The organism is Comamonas thiooxydans (assembly GCF_002157685.2).
In the GTDB taxonomy this organism is placed as follows: Bacteria; Pseudomonadota; Gammaproteobacteria; order Burkholderiales; family Burkholderiaceae_C; genus Comamonas; species Comamonas testosteroni_H.
In genome coordinates this window covers 3265530-3282619 of record NZ_AP026738.1, presented here as the reverse complement: position 1 = coordinate 3282619, position 17090 = coordinate 3265530, and the positions used below count along the sequence as shown (strand labels likewise).

Below are 17090 nucleotides of genomic sequence, written 5' to 3'. Positions count from 1 at the left end.
ATACTGTTTCCGAAAATATTTGGGTAATTGGGGATATAAAAAATGTCGATTGAAACAATTAAAGCTACATCATTGTGGGCTAATGCATTCTCTAGTTCGTCTGGGCCTTTTCAAGACCAATGTAATCGTTTGAGTACAGAGTTTTTGAATTTTAGAAATAAAGTGGAAGTTTTGGTTCAGAGAATATATTCAGTTTTGCCAGGATTAACTGTTCATGATGTAACTCACCTTGATGCACTATGGTCGATGGCAGACTTGATCGCAGGAGATGACTATCAAATAAATCCCCTTGAAACATTTATTTTAGGTGGAGCAATTCTTCTTCATGACTCAGCCATGTGTTGGGAGGCATATGAAGGGGGGCAAGAAGCAGTGAGAAGCACTATTGAATGGAAAGATGCTTATGCAGCTGAGAAAGCAAGAGATAAGGATGTAGATGATGAGCTTGCCGGAAAAAATGCTGACTTTACCGCACTGCGCTATTTGCACGCGAAACGAGCTGAAAGCATACTTCAAAGTGTTTGGAAGGATCCAGGAGATGGATCTGAAATTTATTTGATCAGTGATGAGGGAATTAGGAAGCATCTAGGTGAAGCAATAGGTCTGGTAGCTGCTAGTCATCATTGGGATATTGATGATGTTGCTGAAAAGCTTGATATCCAGCTGAATGCGCCGGATTTTCTTCCGAGAGCATGGTCAGTTGATTTAGTTAAGATTGCTTGTCTATTACGTTGTGCTGATGCGGCACATATTAATCAAGCAAGAGCACCAGATTTTCTGCATGCCCTGATAAAGAGAAGTGGCCTGTCAATGGCTCATTGGCAAGCGCAAAATAAGTTGGCTGGACCCAGTTCGGATATTAAAGAAGCGCATTTGATTACATACACATCAACGAAAGCCTTTGGTGAAGGGGAAGCTGCTGCTTGGTGGGTTGCTTTAGACGCTATCCGACTAATTGATAATGAATTACAGCAGTGCAATAATCTTTTAAAGTTAAGAGGGCGACCAAAGTCTACTGAGTTTTTTATCAAGGGGGTTTCAGGGGCAGGATCTATTGAGGAATTAACGCGCTTTGTAAAAGTAAGCGGTTGGACTCCATTTGATGCAAAAGTGCATGTTAGTGATATCGAACATTTGGTGAAAACTCTAGGTGGAGATAAGCTTTATGGTGAGAGTAATAAATTTGAAGTGGTTATTCGAGAGTTGATTCAAAATGCAAGAGATGCGGTTGTAGCCAGAAGGTTTTTAGATGACGGTTATCAAGGGAGTATTAAGATATCCGTATGCGGAGATGGCTCATCAGCGTTGACGATTTCTGTTTGTGATGATGGCGTGGGGATGGGGAAAAATGTGCTGACTGGCCCATTCCTAGATTTCGGATCTAGCTTTTGGAAATCGTCGTTATTGCAATCTGAGTATCCCGGGCTTAGATCTTCAAAATTCCGCTCATCTGGCCGGTTTGGTATTGGGTTTTTCTCGGTTTTTATGGCGGCGCACTCAGTGAAGGTCCGCACCAGACGCTGGACAGCTGATCGCAATACGGAGAATTCTCTGAATTTTCCGACGGGGTTATCATTGAGGCCATTATTCAAGCAGATAGATGCTAGTACTTTGCCAACTGGGGTCTCTACGCAAATTGAACTGAATATTCTTCCTGGTATCCTTAATGAGGATATTACGGTTACCGCTGGTTCAGCCTATTCTGAGTCTGATAAGGCAACAGTATCTCTGAGTAATTTTATTTCGGCTTTGTGTGTCGGTTTGGATGTTGATTTGTATTTCTGTTTGAATAATTCAGCAGTGGAGAAAATCCATGATGATGTTCGGAAATTGAATGAGAAAACTGATGCGAAAAAAATTCTGAAGGAAATTTCATTCTCTCAAGATAATCCATTTATTAAATCGGCTTTGCCGGAAATGATAGATGCTTGCGCGGATAGAATGAGGCTCATAAAACAAGATGGAGAAGTCGTTGGATTTGCCGCTATTTCAGTTGAAGGGAGTGCGGGGAGAGCGCTGCTCGGTGTGAATGCAGTTAATGGGCTGTCGGATAATATAACAAGAAGACATATGGATAGCATTGTTGGATATATTGATAACTTCCCTGGTAAGGCAAGTAGAAATGTTTCTGAACCTATAGCTTCAAAAGATGTAATCAAGAGCTGGGCGGATGAGCAGTTGATTATTTTGGAGAAGAAAGGGTGTGATGCCTTATCTAGGCACATCGCTTCCGCAAATTCTTTTCAATATGGTGCTGATGCAATCGATTTTGCAAGAAACCTAGTTTCTATTGGCGGTAAATATTATTGGATGAGTTTTGATAAGCTTGCTCAAATTTCATCTGAATTGCCAACTGGATTTTTAATTACCCACTATGGTCATATAGAGACTCATCATTCAATTGAAGGTATTAAAGATGTTGCTTTGATCCTTCCAAGAATGAATTCCAATTGGTTGAATTTTGCTCTTGATAATGGCATTCCCAGGAAAGATATTTCATTGGCGGGATGTTTGCATAGAGCCATTGAACGGATGGGCAAGAAGGCTGTTTGGAGTACTTCTGAGCGAGAGCACAAAGCTTATTTTTCCCTAGTAGCCTTAGCTACTGTACGCGCAACTAATATAGATTGAAATAGATTTCTGGGGTAAAAGGCAATTTTGATATTTAAATTGTCTTTTTACTTCAGTATTTGACTTGGTGATTTTTTGTAGGCAGGGCCTGGGCTAGTTAATCTACTGCTGGGCGTTACATTCGATGTGCCCCTTGATCGTTGTGACCTATAAACGGACTTAGGCCCGCACTTTAACCGAGGTCAGTTGGTCGCAAAGCAGTACATCAGCCCGGCGCTGCCGCTCTGTTTGAGCTGGTCTATGCTGCAGCCGCGCGTGCCGTGCGATGAGTTCCACGAGGCATTGGCCACAGGGTCGGGGTTGGTGCCCTTGTGGTCGTGGTGGCCCACGATGGCGGATCCGCCGTCGCTCTTGGTCCAGTTGCCGCAGGTAGTGGCTCGGGCACGGCCATGGCGCCGTCGGGGCGCATGTGTTCACCTTGCAAAGCGCTTGATGCAACTGGTGACGACACCCCAGATTTCCAGCGTCTGCCCTTCTGGCGGCACGATGTCGGGGTAGGTGGGGGCGCCTGCCTTGAGCTTGCAGGTGTCGCCCTCGCTGTCCAGCACTCTGATGACTAGTTCGCGGTCGACAACCGCCACGACGATGCTGCCATCACGGGCGCGCAACTCCCTGTCCACCACGACGATATCGCCGTCATCGATGCCGTGTTCCTGCATGGACGGGCCGGCCACGCGCAGCACAAACGTGGCCTTGGAGTGCGTGACCAGCAGGTCTGTAATATCCAGCCGCTTGCCTGCAAAGTCATTGGCGGGCGAGCCTGCAAGCGCGCTGCGATCAGCCAGCGGCAAAGTAACCGGGGACGCGATCAGTTGGACGGGCATACCACTCATAAGACGATGACTGTGCATATGTACAGTGTAGCGGTTGATGCGGCTCAGGTGTTGTGAATCCACATTGATGTCGCATGCTTTCCACGCGATCTTGTGCCCGGTTCTGTGCGAAGCCAGGGACCAATGTTGTGTTGCATATGCTGCGCCGAAGGCTGGCCAGCCCGCAGTGGCGACTGTGGCTGGTGGCCATTAAGCGGGCATTAGCGGGCACTAGAAAATGACTAGCCGCATGCATTGCAGATGCATAACGGCATTATCGGAATTACTGCGCTACGCGGCAGCTAGAGCAGCCAAGTGAATATCCGCCGCCCCTGCAGTACTGGCTGCATTCACATGGTCAAAGTAGTCGTACCAGCCGCTGGCTTTGATGCCCGCCAGCAGGGCGTCACGAGCGGCCTGGTCAGGAAAGCGCCAAATGCCAAGGAATTTATGCGCGGATCCTTGGTCGATGTTGGAGTCCGTTTCTGCCAGAGAGAGGACTTCGACACCGAGGCTGGAGAGTTGACTTAATGCGAGTCCGATGCCGCCGAGAAAGTGTTGCCTTTGTTCGGCGGGCAGTGCGAGCCAAGCCGAATTGGGGGTGTAGAGCTCTACGAGGTAATGAGACATGGTTCCACTTTCACTTGAGATTGCGCAGTGCGCGTTGACATATACGATGTGTGGCGGCGGTTTGGGAGCTTTGAAGCCATTGGGCACAGGTGTCACGCACCCAGGCTGGCTGGTCCTTGGCGGCATCATTGAGCCAGTTGGCGACCGAGTCCTGCACGTAGACCGAAGGGTCGCTCTTCAGAGCTGAGAGCAAAGGCAGCGCTTGTTCAGGCGAGCGTTTGAGCTGTGAGATATGCGTGCTCCACACACCGCGGGGACGCAAAACCTCGCACGCGAATCGTCGGACACGCTCAGAAGGATCTTGTGTCCATGGCATCAGCTGTGCGATAGCCGCAGCTAGGTCTTGCACCAGGTGCGGCCGCATCGCCATCCAAGCCCATTCACGCACACCAAAATGGGCATCGTCTGCCAGCGGGCGCATTGCGGCCAGCCGTACACCGAGATCTAGGTGAGGCTGAGCACCGACCATGAAACACGCCCAGCCGCGTGCCATATCGGCGCGGTGCGTTTGGCACTGTGCAATGCCTTCAGTACCCAGGGCCTCCAGCAAGACTGCGCCGATACGGGCCATGCGTTTGAGCACACCCAGCTGGCAGGCTTCATCGATCGTGTTCAGTGCTTGGACCGTAAGTGCCGGAAAGAGTGTTCGTGCCAGTACGGCCTGGTCGACTGCCAGGCATTCAGTCAGCGTTGCACATTGCAACTCCCCGCGCGATAGCGCATGCAGAACGTCCCGAGGAATGTCAGCGGTGCGCGTCGCCCCCTTGCGGACTGGGTCCTTCATGATTCAACGTCCGATTTAGGGCCTCGTACTTTCTCCAGCAGCGCTGCCAGCTGCTTTCGTTCAGGTGCAGACAGGTTGCCAAACAGGCCTGCAATCCACCGGCCATGCTGGTCGATAACGGTACTGGCGAGCTGTTTTCCTTTTGAGGTGAGCCGAATGCACAGTGCCCGGCGGTCTTCGGCGTTGGCGTGACGTTCAATCAGACCTTCACGCTCCAGTCCGTCTAGGAGGCCGGTCACCGTGGCGCGGGTCACGCCAGCCTGTTCGGCCAGCGCGTTGGGTGCGAGTCCGTCAGGTGCCACATCGAGAAGGAACAACAGCACAAAGCGCCCCTCAGACAAACCATGAGGGGCCAGCAAAGCAGCACAGTCGCGGTCGATGTTTGCAGCCATCGACAGCACTTGAAAACACAGCTGAATGCCATCCACATCGGGAAGATCGCGTCGTTGCGCTTCTTCAATTAGCGCCTGGTACTTCTGTTCAAGCTTCATTAGTTAGCCAAAATATAATATGGTGGCTAATTATATGAGTAAGTTCACTTCGTGAGTAGCAGGCACTTGTGCGGGCCGAAGCCCGCGCTTTCATCCCGCTCAGTTGGTCGCGAAGCAGTACATCAGCCCGGCGCTGCCACTTTGCTGGAGTTGCTCGACGCTGCAGCCGCGTGTGCCGTGAGACGAGTTCCACGAGGCGTTGGCCACAGGGTCTGGGTTGGTGCCTTTGTGGTCGTGGTGTCCCACGATGGCAGAGCCGCCGTCACTCTTGGTCCAGTTGTCGCAGGTGGTGTCCTTGCCGGGCTCGGGCACGGCCACAGTGCCGTCCAAGCGCGAGCCGGTGAGGATGTCGTGGCGGTTGACCTCGTCGCCAAAGCCCGAGACGACTTCGCCCTTTTCGGTTAGCGAGGTGTCCTTGCCGACCTTGGCATTGGCGCTGTGCAGGTCGGCCACGCTGGTGGCAATGACCACGCCCTTGGCGTTGCGCCACGGGCCGTTGCCGATGCGATCGCGCGCATTGACAGCGGGTTGCCCATCCAGTGCCGCATTGCTCAGGTAGGCGCGCCAGGTCTTGTTGCCCGCGCCGACGCTTGCGGCCAGCGACTGGCAGTAGCGGTCGGCCCCGGCCAGCCCGCCCAGGTCGCCGCCCTTGCCGGGGTTGGTGCTGGTGATGAAGAAGCCCATGGGGTTGCCGCCCGACGCCCCCATGGCGCCGCAACCCACAATCAGTGCGGCAGCCGCAAGGGCGGTGCTGGCAGAAAGAACCAAACGACGGGACATGGCAGGCTCCTGAGCAATAGTGGAGCGTGCAGGCTAACGCAAGGTGGTGTCAGCGGCAATATGGGGATGGCTCGCCACATTGCGATTCTGGACTGGTTGGAGGAACTGATGCTGCGTAACGCTCGTGATCTGGGCGTCTGTGTCTGCTTGGGATCGCCAGTTCGACGGCTGTGATCCGTTGAAGCAAGCACCTATTCTTGTGAGTCTAGCAATTTGTAGCGCTCACCAAGAACCCAAGGTTTGTCGCACGCCTGACAAGACTATCAATGTTGCCAATACCCCATTGGTTGCTGACTGCTGCTAGGCTGTCTTGGAGCTGTATCAGATCACTTGGGTCCAAGAAATGGCGCTTACGTCCAGAAGTTGTGTAAATGCTGTTTGCCTGATCGGCTGTAGCTATTACGCCGCTTGATCCTTGGCACGTACTTGGAAATGCTCTTTCAAGCTCAGCGAATGTAATGGAAGGGTTCAATTCAACATAGCGCTTTACGATTGCGAGGACGAGGCGTCCTTTTCCGTATACCTTGCCATCAAAATGGTACTTGGTAGCGTCTTTGTTGGAGGGGAGCTTGAAATAGGAGTCAGTGCTGACAAAAACGCTGCCATCAGAACCACGAAATCGTTGGAGGGTTAGCGCAGCGATGGGTGTGCCATCCGTTGTCTGATAGCCTTGACTAAATTCATTTGCAAGCTCTGAGTCTATAGTTGCTCCAACTAAGACGCCAATCCACTTTGGGCTCGGCACACTGTCACTGCTTAGGATGTTTGGCTGGTTTTCGAGTATCTGGCCTTTTTGCAGAAGATAGCCCTCTAACTGAGAAAGATGTTTTCTTTCCAAGTGACCGAGTTTGAGCTCTACGATGGCGATATACTCCTGAGAGTATGTGGCTAGGATGTCAATACGACCATCTGTATCCTTACTTATTTGTCCCTGCTTGAGTTGTATCTCGGCGCCAATTATTTCTACATTGGTAAAGACTTCGTCATCGAGAGCTAGCACTCCCTCGTTGTCGATCAAATATGCTTCCATAGACAGCTCTCGCTTGAAGGGAAACGCTTCTAATTGAATGTCGTTAGCAGTGATGTGACGATAAAGGCGCATTGATCCCTCAGACAGTTGACGTAGAATCGCAGGCCACTTCGGGAATCTGCGAGTTAAAAACTACAGCCTATCACCTTCCTTCCTTGATTTCCCGAGAATCAGCTCGGAAAGATATCGTTGGGTTGCGTTGATCAGTTGACTCCACAGTTGATTACATACTTTGGTTCTGCAAAACCACGCGTCAACAACTAGGCAGAGTAGGGTGTCTGTGAACATTGAGGCATCAGGGGAGTTTTTTGGGGAGTTTAGGGGGGAGCGACGGGAATTGAAATGATGTCTCTCAGAGGGAGATGGGCCGGTTACACCCCCTTAAACCCCGGTCTGATCGGTTCGATTCCCATCGTATAGGCACCGATGCCGCAGACCTTGAAGGTTGGGGATTCCGGTTAAGTTGACCGTCTGTGTCGGCTGCTGCTGACCGGTCTGATGGTGGGCGATCGGTTGAGACGAGGCGCGAAGCCGCGCAATATATAAGTACGATAAAGCGAAGCAACGACGTATCAAGGGTTGTGTTGGCGGCTCTAGCGAATGCGTTGCATCAACCGGTTGAATCCAGGCAGACTTTAACTGCTGGCTAGCAGTTGTCCATGTAAATCACTGCAATCAATTTCGCTGCTTGCCGATTGGCAATTGCTTGATGGCTCCCAAGTCTCTTTTCTTGGCTAAGGCCTCAATCTTCCATTGATTGCTGCGAACGAAAAGAAAAATTGCTGCCAAGACACAAGCCAAGGCTATCGCGAAGACGATAGCGGCGACGTTGTGAGGCACCAAAAGCCATAGCAAGCCAAGTGTTGTGGTCAAGAAGACTCTGAATACTCTTGCCAGAAGCGATGCCTGAAACAGGAGTCACTTGTCGTGCCGCGCTGGGCAATGATTCGGTGAGTAAGGTCTAGCGACTACTGAAGCGAAACTTAAGCCGCTATCCTAGGGTGCTTTTGACTACTTGGGAGCGATCGCAACGGCTGCACACCAAGCAATGCGAGAACTCGCAGGCTTGCGCCAAAGCGTGTGATCAGGCCATATTTGCGGTCCAACTGCGAACTTGCTTTCGTGATTTGATCTTCCAGCCATCATTTGTGCGTTCAAAGCTGTCTTCATACCAAAGGCCGCTTACAAAAGTGGTTTCTTTGCCTTCAGGCGTCCTGCCCGTCATGGGGACGATGGCCGCAGATCGGGCGGTGGCGCTATTTCCTGCCAGATCAATTTTGACGGTGGAGACTGTGTGCTGTGTCGAGGCCAGGCTGCCAAGGATTGGTAAAAAAAATTCTTGCAGCTCGGCAGGAGAGCCTTTGGGTCCACCAAAAGCGGTGAAGTCCAAAATCGCATCAGAAAGAAATATCGCTTGAAAGGAGTGCCAATCCTTTTCGTCTAAAGCATGACAGTACCGTGCCAGGAGCTCGTTGATTTCTACCTTGTCCGAGATGTCCTGAAGTGTCATTGCTGGCTCCGTTTGGAAGTCATGATTTGAACCAATCAGGACAATACGTGCATCGACCGGTTGGGCATCGTCTGTATCGACTATCGCGCATGTAGCGGTACTTTTTGAGGAACATTTGACTCACAAAGGCTGGCGAGTGTCCGCAGCCGACAACCGATTGCGGCTGTCGCTGCTCGGCCCCTGCAGTCATACAGTTGCTGATAGGACTTCTATATGGCAAAGCTTCTACAGCCATTGAGTCGCTGAATATATGCTCTTGTCCGTCGTCACTTCTTCAGATACAGATACTATGAAAATCAGTGCTCGCAATGTCTTGCAAGGCAAGGTTATCTCGATTGTCACGGGTCCAGTCAGCACGGAATTGACACTGGAAGTTGCCCCTGGTGTGAGAGTCACGTCCTCTATCACCTCGACGTCGGCCCAGTCCCTGGGGTTGAAAGAGGGCGACAACGCATATGCCTTCATTAAAGCGTCGTCGGTAATGGTTGCTGTGGATTAAAGAGTTCTTCTGTCTAAGCAAAGAGGCTCCTAGAGGAGCCTTTCTGATTCAGCCAGTTCAGATCAATTGGACGCGCTAAGTTGAAATCTTCTTCCGCAAGCAACGGCCTCCAGACCGGCGCAGCGGGTAGCACGGCGACGTTTGCGCAGACACTCAACAGGCATCAGAAGCCGGACAAGGGATTGCTGCGCTTCTGAATTCCGGGGCGTTGAGGTCCAATCAAGTCAGGTGGTCTTCCACAATCAACCAGCCCATGCTCCCAACTCCATCATTGATGATGTCCAGGTGGTTGCCGCCCTCGTACACACGAATGTTCTGACCAATGAAGGCTTTGGGTGCAAGGCGCTCAATATTGGACAGGGCCAGCCTTATTTGCTCGCCAAGCTCAAAAAGTGACTTTTGAGAGTAGTCAATGTCGATAGCCTCGGCCAGCAGTCCATAGACAACTCTCTTTTTGCCCTCTTCGGGGAAAGCGAGCACCTTTGTATGCAAGAGCTCTGCATCCGAAAATTTGCGACCAGTGAGCTTTTCAAAAACTTCAATGCTTGGCAAAGTTCCCTCCTAGCGCTGCGTGACTCAATGTAACCAGCATAGTCGAGCGCATTGAAGAGATGCAAGCGCCAAGAGCGCGTAGTTACGCCTACTTCACTGATGAATTCAGGACTGCAAACGACCCAGGCCAGCTGCTGGGCATGGTTTGTCAATCGTCCTCAGGTGCCTGATCCTGCCCGTGAAAGGCTTCCCATGCAGCTGCTTCCAGCTCACCGCTATCAGAGATGAGATTGCCGCTCTCATCATGCAGCATGTACGTTTGTTGCTCATCTCCAGTGCTCGCGGCGCCATCAAGTCCCAGCAGCAAGGTATACATGGTGTCTCTCAGCACCGCATCCAGAATCGCTCGCAGTTGCTCGTGCTGCTTGGGCGTGAGATCTAGAGCCTTGATCCTCGCTGCGACTTCCGACTCCTCATGAGCATTCATGAAAGACAAAAGAAGTTCTGATTTGAGGTTGACCCAGTTTTCAACAAATTGTTTGGAGTTCATCGTCACATACCAGGATGCAATGGGCAAAAGACCGCTATTGTCCGATTGAATCAGCTACCCATTGCAGTCATCGGCAGCGTCCGGGAGGCTGAAGAAAAATTACCGCAAAAGTCGCGACTTGTGGCACCTCACTGCTCGCCAGCATTCGGTTTGCAGCTGTTCATCACAGCAAGCCTGAGCCAGGCCAGCGCAGGATCATTGTGCTTTCGCGCATGCCAGGCCTGCTGGTACGCCATTCTCGGTAGCTGCAATTGGCGTGGAGGCGCAAACTGCCGTAGATTCTTAAATGAACGCAGCGGGCCGACAGCACGACGGGCAATCGTCAGAACCAGATCGGTACCTGGCAGCAATTCAACCGCAGCGCTCCAGTGTGGCAAGGCCACCGCAATCCTCCTTTTAAGTCCCTTGGCTGCGAGTGCTCGCTCGATCTCGTCGTTCGCATCCGGCCTCAATGCCAGCATGACATGAGGGCGCGTCAGCCATTCCTCTAGCGACAGTCCTCCTTTTTCCGGACTGACGGCCTTGTCTGCGAGACAGATGAAATCCTCTTCGAACAGTGTTTCGACCTGGATGTCTTGTGCAAGATCGGGAAAGATCCCCAGAGCCAGATCCAATTCACCATCGGCTAGCTGTACCAGCATGGCATCCCGGCTGGCCTGACTGATGGCGAAGTCAAAGCCGGGCGCATGTTTGCGGACATATCGCATCAGGTCTGGAAGTACCAGACGAGCCGCATAGTCGGACAGTGACAGCCTGAATCGTCGTTGTGCCTGCAGTGGATCGAACTGAGGCGTTCCCAGCAGAGTATTGAGGCTGCCCAAAGCCTCCGAGAGTGGTTGCAGCAGCCCATTGCCTCGGGCCGTCAGCTCCAGCTTCCCCTGCTTGCGCACCAGCAATGGGTCATTGAAATGCTCGCGCAGCAGAGCTAGCGAATGACTCACTGCCGGTTGGCTCTTGTGCAGGCGTACGGCAGCCCTGGTCACGTGCTTCTCGGTCAGCAACGCGTGAAGTGCCAGCAGCAGATTGAGGTCGATACGGCGCAGATCATCCATATGAAGAATAGTAAACGTGCATATAAACGATTTCCATAATTAATCCGTATGCGAGACCATTCAAACATTGCTTGTAGACGTTTGAAGGAGTAGCAGATATGAACAGCAAGATGGCATTGATGACGGTCACCTCACTGGGCATGGCCTTGCTGGCGGGGGCCATCCTGCCTTTTCAGGCCGCTGCAAATGCCAACGTAGGCCGTGCTCTTGGTCACCCTTTCTGGGGGGCCGCCACATCGCTGGTGATCAGCCTGGCCGTGATGGTGCCCATGCTGATTCTGGTCAAAGCCCCCATGCCGAATTTCAGCACTGCGTTTCACGGTCCATGGTGGTTGTGGATCGGCGGTGTCCTGGGAGCTGTTTATGTCGCCAGTGCTGCAGCCTTGATACCCAAACTGGGTGCCGGCGGATTTCTGGTTGCCGTAGTCGCAGGACAGATGGTCGTGGCGGTATTGATCGATCACTTCGGTGTCATGGGGCTGGAGCCCAAGCCCATCAACGTCATGCGTGTGCTGGGTGTGCTCCTGATTCTTGGCGGGGTGTTCTTGATCCAGGGAGCAGGAGCAGCCAGGCTTGCCGCCGCTGCGATCCCCGTTACCTCCAGCGTGGGCGTGGCTTGAGCGCAAAAATAGTGATTGACCCATTGGCGTGGCGCCAGTGCGCTGAACACTTCTCGAAAGGAAATGGAAATCAGCGCCTCACGCCGAAATGCTCAATGCGAGGATCGAGAAAAATGTCCCTGACGCTCGCCGAACGTCTGGGGTTCAATTACACCAAGTGCATACGATTAGGAGTGTGCATGACTGGAGCAGGAGATCGCCATGAGCAGATTCAGTATTCAGCACATTGATCACATCGTGTTGCGCGTCACCGACCTGGAGCGCAGCATCCGCTTCTACCAAACGGTCCTGGGCTGTACCTTGGTGAAGCGTCGCGAGGATTTGGGTATGGTTCACCTGCGAGCTGGTGCATCCATGATTGACCTGGTGAATGTTGAGGGCCCTTTAGGCCGTGCGGGGGGAGCTGCGGCTTCAGGCGAGCGCAGAAACGTCGATCATTTTTGTCTGCGTATCGAGCCTTTTGATGAGCAAGCCATACTCACCCATTTGGCTGGTCATGGTCTCGAGGCTGATGGGGCGGTGCAACGCTTTGGCGCTGACGGCATGGGCCTGTCCATTTACTGCAAAGACCCGGACGGCAATCAGCTTGAACTTAAAGGGCCTGCGAGCGCCGATTGACAACTCAGGCGGCAGTCCGAACTCCCGGAGTGCTCGCTATTCCCGAGCTGGTTGGTCGAAAGACAGCCTCTGGCTGTGGATTCAAGCGATTGCGGCTGCCGCTGTCCGGCCTGCAAGAGATGCTCCCCATTGCGACAAGGTGGCACCGCCACTGTCCCGGCCACCTCAGGACGAGTTCGTTTGACCTTTAAACTAGCCGCATGAATCGACGTAGTTTGGTCTTATCCGCCCTGGCCGCAGGGTTTGCTCAAGTGACGGCGGCTGGTCCCCAGCTTCAAGAAATGACCGAGTGGTCTCGGTTTTTCACAGAAGTCGATGTGCAAGGTAGCATTGTTGTTCTCGATGCACGCGATAACTCTGAAGCTACCTACGTCTACAACGTGTCGCGCTCCGGTCGGCGTTACTCGCCAGCCTCTACCTTCAAGATTCCGCACAGCCTGTTTGCGCTTGATGCAGGGCTGCTACGTGACGAATTTCAGCCCATTCAATGGGATGGTGTGAAACGACCTGTGGAGGCCTGGAACGTGGACCAGAATCTGCGCTCCGCGATGAGGAACTCCACCGTCTGGGTGTATGAGCGCTTCGCCAAGGAACTCGGCGATGCACGCGAGACCGCCTATATGCGAAAGATTGAGTATGGCAATGCGCTCGCCACTGGCGACAAGCCATTCTGGGTTGAGGGCGACCTCGCCATCTCATCCTTCGAGCAGATTGTTTTCCTGCAACGGCTTTACCGCAATCAACTGCCTTTCCAGGTCGAGCACCAGCGGCTTGTGAAGGACGTGATGGTCAATGAAGCGGGGCCTGACTGGATACTGCGTGCAAAAACGGGTTGGACCGGAAAAATCGGCTGGTGGGTGGGCTGGGTAGAGTGGCCCAGTGGCCCCGTCTTCTTCGCCTTGAACATGGACACTCCCAACAGACTTGCCGACCTTGCCAAACGGCAAAGCGTCACACGCAATGTTCTGCGCTCCATTAAAGCGCTACCCACTTCAGCATAGATCTGGACCGGGAGCAGAAGGCGGCAGGGTCATGTCTTGAAGAGCTCTTGCGGCCGGTTCCTGCCCCTGTTTGCATGTTCCAAAGGGACATTGGAGATGTGAGCCGACATTGATAGTCAGGCGACGATCTCTCCGTTGCGGATCGCTACGCGAATGGCCTGCGCCGTCGTGGCAACGCCCAGGCGCTTGCGGATGCGGCGCAGGTGGTTTTCCACAGTGCGTTCGGACAGGCCGAGGGTTGCGGCAATCTCCGTCTGCCGCCGGCCGGCGGCCGTCCATGCGAGCACCTCACGTTCGCGATCGGATAGGGGGCCGAGCTCCTCTTGCGCGGGCAGTTCAAGCAGCCTGCGCGCCGTGCGGAATGCTGTGTGGGCGATCAGCTCCAGCGCCAGCCGGGCCTGCGGCGAGGCATCGATGCGCTCGCCGCCCAGGCTCATCGCGCCTTCCAGCCCCAAGAGGCCGAATACAGGCACTTGCAGGCCGTGGATACCCGGGCCCTGCGGCGCGCGGACGACGCTGTAACGCTCGCCCTGAGCACCGTTCGTTTTGGTCCAGAAGAAGGGCTGGTTCGTCTCCAGGATATGGCGCGTCACCGGGCAGTGCCGCACGTAGGTTTCAGCATCGACAGGTGCGCCCGTGCCGAACCAGTCGCCTTCGATCCAGTAGATGCGCTTCACCGCATCGTCCCGAGCGCTGGAAGCCGAGAACAGCACAAAACGGTCGTACCCCAGCGGCACGCCGACCGCACGCACCGTATCCTGGATTGTGGCGAGGCTGCGGGCGCCCTCGATGGCGAGGGCTCCGTGGAATGCCGCCTGCGCGATTGTGGTGCTCATCTCAGGCCGTGACTTCCTTGAGCAAGGTTTCGGCCGCGAGCTTGCCAAGAGCATTGCCAGCCAGAGGGCTGTCGCCAGTGATCAGATGGCGGTCCCGGTGCACGGCACCCGAGATGCCGTCGTTGACGATCTCGAAACCCAGGGCCTCTAGCCTTTCGCCGAACTTCCAGGTCAGGTGACCCGGCATGTAGCCGATGGCCGGGGTCTGCGCATCAAGTGCGTCGGGGAAGGCGCAGATCTTGTAGCCTCGGTAGATGTCGCTGTCGCCAACCGCGAGGAAGGCAGCAGGTCCGTGACACAGAGAGATGACGAACCGGTTGTTGGCCGCAGCCCATTCCAGCACCGCACCTACGTCACGGCTGTCGGGGATGCCGATCAGCGCGCCATGCCCGCCGGGGACGAAGATGGCGGCATACTGCTCCAGCCCTTGCTCAAGCACCGTCGACAGGCGCAGCGGCTCCTTGAATTGCGAGTGGTACTTGTTGAAGAAGCCTTTGACCGTCTCGTCTTCGGAAGGCATTGCCCAGAACTCGAACTTGACGGGATTTCCCGACACCGTTGCCACATCGAACGCGAAGCCCGCCTTGTCCAGGTGGTACATGGGCAGCAGTGTCTCGACCGGGTGGTTGCCGGTGGAGAAGAAGCTGCCGTTGTCGGTCAGCAGGTAGCGCTCGTCTGCGCCGATCATCAGGATCTTCTTGTTGCCTTGATAGGTTTTCGCGTAGTCGGCGCCGCTCAGGTCGGACTTGGGCGACGTGAACTGGCTGAGTGAGTAGGGGGAAGGAAAGAACGCATTGAGTTCGGCCGGATCGGGTTGCGGTTGCTTGTCGGGAGTCGATGATTCAGCCATAGGGCACCTCTGGGGTAGTTTGCGGAGTGCACAACAATGCGGCGGCAAGAAACCTGTGGCAATGAGGGATTTCCGTCAACGCGGGTCGGGCGAAGTCGGCGGCGTGTACTTGCAAAGCAAGTGTGCAGAATCACGAACTCATCATATGCAGCGCTCTGTTGTGCATGGCTCTCCTTCCCAATCTGATCAACGCTGACCGGCCTTGTGGTGATGGCGTAAGAGGGCAATGTCGGCAGCACCGGATGGCCAGAGATGCCAGAGTGCTTGTTGCAAACGGAAAGCTGCAGTCCATCCGCTCAACGTAGAACGACCACATGTCGCGGCCGTATGAGTCCTCTGCGAAAAAGGCCGGAGCAGTCGATGGTTGAGTCGGCCTGGATGCAGCCGCATTGAGGGAGCTCCTGAAAGGTGCGCCGTCTTTCCCGGGCACTTAAACCACCGCAGTGTTGAATGGCTCGGGCCTTCGTGCAAGCAGATGAGACAGCCTTTGAAGGCCCGTCTGCAAGCGTCCACGGTCCTTGATGCTGCCCAGCGAGATGCGAATGGCATTGACGGAGCCGCTGCCGGTGGCGAATGCCTCCGCCGGCGTGACTGCGATTCCTTCGCTGTCGGCCGCACGCGCAAGCTGTGAGGAGTTCCAATACCCTGGCAACTCGAGCCATACATGCAGGCCGTCTCCGGTGCCGCTGTACCTTCCCGCAAGAATATCCCTTGCCATCCAGTGGCGCAGACGCGCCTCCTTGCGTACGCCCTCCATCAAGGCGGCGGCCGAACCGTCGAGAATCCACTGTGTGGCCAGTGCGGCCGTCAGAGGAGCGACCATCAGCGCAAATGACCTGAGCGCGACCAGGAAGCGTTCGCGCTCATGCTGATCAGGTATGAGCACGAAGGCGACGCGCAAGCCGGGCGTCAGGCATTTCGACAGGGTCGAGATGTAGGGCACCTGTTCCGGGGCAAACGTGGCAATAGGTGGTGGCGGTGCATCGGCAAGCAGCCAGTAGGGATCGTCCTCAACAATGCGTACATTGCAGCGTTTCGCGATGTTGGCGAGCTCTTTTCGCCGGTGCCCCGGAATGGTGATGGCGGTCGGGTTCTGCAATGTAGGGTTGAGGTAGACCAGCCCAGGCTGGTGCTGATGGCAGGCCTGCTTCAGCATCTCGGGCACCATCCCCTGCTGGTCCGCTTCCACCGCAACGATGCGTCGGCCTAGCTGGGTCGCAGCAGTACGCAGGCCCGGATAGCTTGCTGGCTCTGTCAGTATCACATCGCCAGGCTTCGTCAGCGCCAGGATCAATGCGGCAATTGCAGCTTGAGCGCCCGGACAGACAACAACCTGTGCTGAATCCAGAGTTCCAAACATCGGTTCCAGCCATCTGGCTCCTGCCTTACGGTCGGAGTCGCTTCCTCCGCCCAGGTGGTAAGTCATCAGCAGTGCGGTGTCTGCCCCCATCATTACCTGAGAAAGGCCTTGTTTCAGCAGGTCGTCGAAGTCGACACCAGCGGGTGGAGGAGGTGTGTTCATGCTCAGGTCGAGGACCGAGGTCAGTTCAATTCTCGGTGCCGCGACATAAGTACCTCGCGCGCCGCGGCCCTCCAGTAGATGGCGGCGTCTGGCTTCGTCGTATGCGCGCGTGACCGTCGTCAGGTCGAGGTTCAGCTGTGCTGCCAACTGGCGCTGCGGGGGCAGACGATCACCCGGCTTCAGCGACCCGTCTGCCATTGCCGCCTGCAAGGCATCTGCAATCTGCAAGAAGCGTGGCCCGCCATGCACGGCCAATCGCGGCAGCCAAACTGGCAAACTATCATCTTGTATGGTTTTCATACGCAGACATTTTGTCTCAATGTATGGAAATTGCTTTTAAGTAATATGCCTCAGAGCGTGTAGCGATCCCATTCTTGTATGG

Annotated in this window: 20 protein-coding genes; 5 read left to right on the top strand and 15 right to left on the bottom strand. The window is 54.4% G+C overall.

Annotated elements, in window-relative coordinates:
• Nucleotides 1-42 precede the first annotated feature (42 nt).
• Nucleotides 43-2631: an HD domain-containing protein gene (locus tag CTR2_RS15155; RefSeq protein WP_087083000.1), complete on the top strand. Its 2589-nt coding sequence runs from the start codon at nucleotides 43-45 to the stop codon at nucleotides 2629-2631.
• 182 nt (nucleotides 2632-2813) lie between these two features.
• Here CTR2_RS15155 and CTR2_RS15150 read toward each other — a convergent pair whose 3' ends face one another.
• From CTR2_RS15150 to CTR2_RS15110, 9 genes are all read right to left on the bottom strand, one after another.
• Nucleotides 2814-2960 (bottom strand): hypothetical protein, encoded by a 147-nt coding sequence (locus CTR2_RS15150; protein WP_254913316.1) that lies wholly within the window; start codon nucleotides 2958-2960, stop codon nucleotides 2814-2816.
• A gap of 84 nt (nucleotides 2961-3044) precedes the next feature.
• Nucleotides 3045-3455 carry a LexA family protein gene (locus tag CTR2_RS15145; protein WP_087083002.1) on the bottom strand — a complete coding sequence of 137 codons (411 nt, stop codon included), beginning with the start codon at nucleotides 3453-3455 and terminating at the stop codon, nucleotides 3045-3047.
• A gap of 279 nt (nucleotides 3456-3734) precedes the next feature.
• Nucleotides 3735-4073, bottom strand: a complete 339-nt coding sequence (locus CTR2_RS15140; RefSeq protein WP_087083004.1) for a DUF6616 family protein — start codon at nucleotides 4071-4073, stop codon at nucleotides 3735-3737.
• A gap of 10 nt (nucleotides 4074-4083) precedes the next feature.
• Nucleotides 4084-4857: a DNA alkylation repair protein gene (locus CTR2_RS15135; RefSeq protein WP_087083005.1), complete on the bottom strand. Its 774-nt coding sequence runs from the start codon at nucleotides 4855-4857 to the stop codon at nucleotides 4084-4086.
• A complete protein-coding gene (locus CTR2_RS15130; protein ID WP_087083007.1) occupies nucleotides 4854-5348 on the bottom strand; it encodes a MarR family winged helix-turn-helix transcriptional regulator in 495 nt (164 codons plus the stop codon). Before CTR2_RS15130 ends, CTR2_RS15135 begins: the two co-directional genes overlap by 4 nt.
• Nucleotides 5349-5447: 99 nt before the next feature.
• A complete protein-coding gene (locus CTR2_RS15125; protein WP_087083009.1) occupies nucleotides 5448-6128 on the bottom strand; it encodes a hypothetical protein in 681 nt (226 codons plus the stop codon).
• A gap of 205 nt (nucleotides 6129-6333) precedes the next feature.
• On the bottom strand, nucleotides 6334-7230 hold the full coding sequence (locus CTR2_RS15120) for a hypothetical protein (protein WP_087083011.1): 897 nt from the start codon (nucleotides 7228-7230) through the stop codon (nucleotides 6334-6336).
• A 603-nt stretch (nucleotides 7231-7833) separates the two neighbouring features.
• Nucleotides 7834-8031 (bottom strand): hypothetical protein, encoded by a 198-nt coding sequence (locus CTR2_RS15115; RefSeq protein ID WP_087083013.1) that lies wholly within the window; start codon nucleotides 8029-8031, stop codon nucleotides 7834-7836.
• 211 nt (nucleotides 8032-8242) lie between these two features.
• Nucleotides 8243-8668 (bottom strand): nuclear transport factor 2 family protein, encoded by a 426-nt coding sequence (locus CTR2_RS15110; RefSeq protein WP_087083015.1) that lies wholly within the window; start codon nucleotides 8666-8668, stop codon nucleotides 8243-8245.
• Between the two features lie 250 nt (nucleotides 8669-8918).
• On the opposite strand from CTR2_RS15110, the gene CTR2_RS15105 reads away from it, so the two are divergent.
• The gene (locus CTR2_RS15105) at nucleotides 8919-9167 is read left to right on the top strand and encodes a TOBE domain-containing protein (protein WP_310220643.1); all 249 of its coding nucleotides are present in this window, start codon (nucleotides 8919-8921) and stop codon (nucleotides 9165-9167) included.
• A gap of 219 nt (nucleotides 9168-9386) precedes the next feature.
• Here the strand turns inward: CTR2_RS15105 and CTR2_RS15100 are convergent, their stop codons facing one another.
• The 3 genes from CTR2_RS15100 to CTR2_RS15090 all read right to left on the bottom strand — a co-directional run bounded on the left by CTR2_RS15100 (nucleotide 9387) and on the right by CTR2_RS15090 (nucleotide 11261).
• A complete protein-coding gene (locus CTR2_RS15100; RefSeq protein WP_087083019.1) occupies nucleotides 9387-9719 on the bottom strand; it encodes a hypothetical protein in 333 nt (110 codons plus the stop codon).
• A gap of 148 nt (nucleotides 9720-9867) precedes the next feature.
• Nucleotides 9868-10209 carry a hypothetical protein gene (locus CTR2_RS15095; RefSeq protein WP_087083021.1) on the bottom strand — a complete coding sequence of 114 codons (342 nt, stop codon included), beginning with the start codon at nucleotides 10207-10209 and terminating at the stop codon, nucleotides 9868-9870.
• Nucleotides 10210-10337: 128 nt separating this feature from the next.
• The gene (locus CTR2_RS15090; RefSeq protein WP_087083023.1) at nucleotides 10338-11261 is read right to left on the bottom strand and encodes a LysR family transcriptional regulator; all 924 of its coding nucleotides are present in this window, start codon (nucleotides 11259-11261) and stop codon (nucleotides 10338-10340) included.
• A gap of 98 nt (nucleotides 11262-11359) precedes the next feature.
• On the opposite strand from CTR2_RS15090, the gene CTR2_RS15085 reads away from it, so the two are divergent.
• The 3 genes from CTR2_RS15085 to blaOXA all read left to right on the top strand — a co-directional run bounded on the left by CTR2_RS15085 (nucleotide 11360) and on the right by blaOXA (nucleotide 13500).
• The gene (locus tag CTR2_RS15085; protein WP_087083025.1) at nucleotides 11360-11881 is read left to right on the top strand and encodes a DMT family transporter; all 522 of its coding nucleotides are present in this window, start codon (nucleotides 11360-11362) and stop codon (nucleotides 11879-11881) included.
• Nucleotides 11882-12082: 201 nt separating this feature from the next.
• Nucleotides 12083-12499 (top strand): VOC family protein, encoded by a 417-nt coding sequence (locus CTR2_RS15080; protein WP_087083027.1) that lies wholly within the window; start codon nucleotides 12083-12085, stop codon nucleotides 12497-12499.
• A gap of 200 nt (nucleotides 12500-12699) precedes the next feature.
• Nucleotides 12700-13500, top strand: a complete 801-nt coding sequence (gene blaOXA / locus CTR2_RS15075; protein ID WP_254913317.1) for a class D beta-lactamase — start codon at nucleotides 12700-12702, stop codon at nucleotides 13498-13500.
• A gap of 116 nt (nucleotides 13501-13616) precedes the next feature.
• Here blaOXA and CTR2_RS15070 read toward each other — a convergent pair whose 3' ends face one another.
• The 3 genes from CTR2_RS15070 to CTR2_RS15060 all read right to left on the bottom strand — a co-directional run bounded on the left by CTR2_RS15070 (nucleotide 13617) and on the right by CTR2_RS15060 (nucleotide 17008).
• The gene (locus CTR2_RS15070; RefSeq protein ID WP_087083029.1) at nucleotides 13617-14336 is read right to left on the bottom strand and encodes a PA1136 family autoinducer-binding transcriptional regulator; all 720 of its coding nucleotides are present in this window, start codon (nucleotides 14334-14336) and stop codon (nucleotides 13617-13619) included.
• Between the two features lies 1 nt (nucleotide 14337).
• The gene (gene hchA, locus CTR2_RS15065) at nucleotides 14338-15186 is read right to left on the bottom strand and encodes a glyoxalase III HchA (RefSeq protein WP_087083031.1); all 849 of its coding nucleotides are present in this window, start codon (nucleotides 15184-15186) and stop codon (nucleotides 14338-14340) included.
• A gap of 430 nt (nucleotides 15187-15616) precedes the next feature.
• On the bottom strand, nucleotides 15617-17008 hold the full coding sequence (locus tag CTR2_RS15060; RefSeq protein ID WP_176391633.1) for an aminotransferase-like domain-containing protein: 1392 nt from the start codon (nucleotides 17006-17008) through the stop codon (nucleotides 15617-15619).
• Nucleotides 17009-17090 lie beyond the last annotated feature (82 nt).

Excerpts from the sequence above, each read along its gene's own strand:
- CTR2_RS15155 (WP_087083000.1), top strand. The coding sequence starts at position 43 with ATGTCGATTGAAACAATTAAAGCTACATCATTGTGGGCTAATGCATTC.
- CTR2_RS15145 (WP_087083002.1), bottom strand. The coding sequence starts at position 3,455 with ATGCCCGTCCAACTGATCGCGTCCCCGGTTACTTTGCCGCTGGCTGAT.
- CTR2_RS15140 (WP_087083004.1), bottom strand. The coding sequence starts at position 4,073 with ATGTCTCATTACCTCGTAGAGCTCTACACCCCCAATTCGGCTTGGCTC.
- CTR2_RS15135 (WP_087083005.1), bottom strand. The coding sequence starts at position 4,857 with ATGAAGGACCCAGTCCGCAAGGGGGCGACGCGCACCGCTGACATTCCT.
- CTR2_RS15130 (WP_087083007.1), bottom strand. The coding sequence starts at position 5,348 with ATGAAGCTTGAACAGAAGTACCAGGCGCTAATTGAAGAAGCGCAACGA.
- CTR2_RS15125 (WP_087083009.1), bottom strand. The coding sequence starts at position 6,128 with ATGTCCCGTCGTTTGGTTCTTTCTGCCAGCACCGCCCTTGCGGCTGCC.
- CTR2_RS15120 (WP_087083011.1), bottom strand. The coding sequence starts at position 7,230 with ATGCGCCTTTATCGTCACATCACTGCTAACGACATTCAATTAGAAGCG.
- CTR2_RS15110 (WP_087083015.1), bottom strand. The coding sequence starts at position 8,668 with ATGACACTTCAGGACATCTCGGACAAGGTAGAAATCAACGAGCTCCTG.
- CTR2_RS15105 (WP_310220643.1), top strand. The coding sequence starts at position 8,919 with ATGCTCTTGTCCGTCGTCACTTCTTCAGATACAGATACTATGAAAATC.
- CTR2_RS15095 (WP_087083021.1), bottom strand. The coding sequence starts at position 10,209 with ATGAACTCCAAACAATTTGTTGAAAACTGGGTCAACCTCAAATCAGAA.
- CTR2_RS15090 (WP_087083023.1), bottom strand. The coding sequence starts at position 11,261 with ATGGATGATCTGCGCCGTATCGACCTCAATCTGCTGCTGGCACTTCAC.
- CTR2_RS15085 (WP_087083025.1), top strand. The coding sequence starts at position 11,360 with ATGAACAGCAAGATGGCATTGATGACGGTCACCTCACTGGGCATGGCC.
- CTR2_RS15080 (WP_087083027.1), top strand. The coding sequence starts at position 12,083 with ATGAGCAGATTCAGTATTCAGCACATTGATCACATCGTGTTGCGCGTC.
- blaOXA (WP_254913317.1), top strand. The coding sequence starts at position 12,700 with ATGAATCGACGTAGTTTGGTCTTATCCGCCCTGGCCGCAGGGTTTGCT.
- CTR2_RS15070 (WP_087083029.1), bottom strand. The coding sequence starts at position 14,336 with ATGAGCACCACAATCGCGCAGGCGGCATTCCACGGAGCCCTCGCCATC.
- hchA (WP_087083031.1), bottom strand. The coding sequence starts at position 15,186 with ATGGCTGAATCATCGACTCCCGACAAGCAACCGCAACCCGATCCGGCC.
- CTR2_RS15060 (WP_176391633.1), bottom strand. The coding sequence starts at position 17,008 with ATGAAAACCATACAAGATGATAGTTTGCCAGTTTGGCTGCCGCGATTG.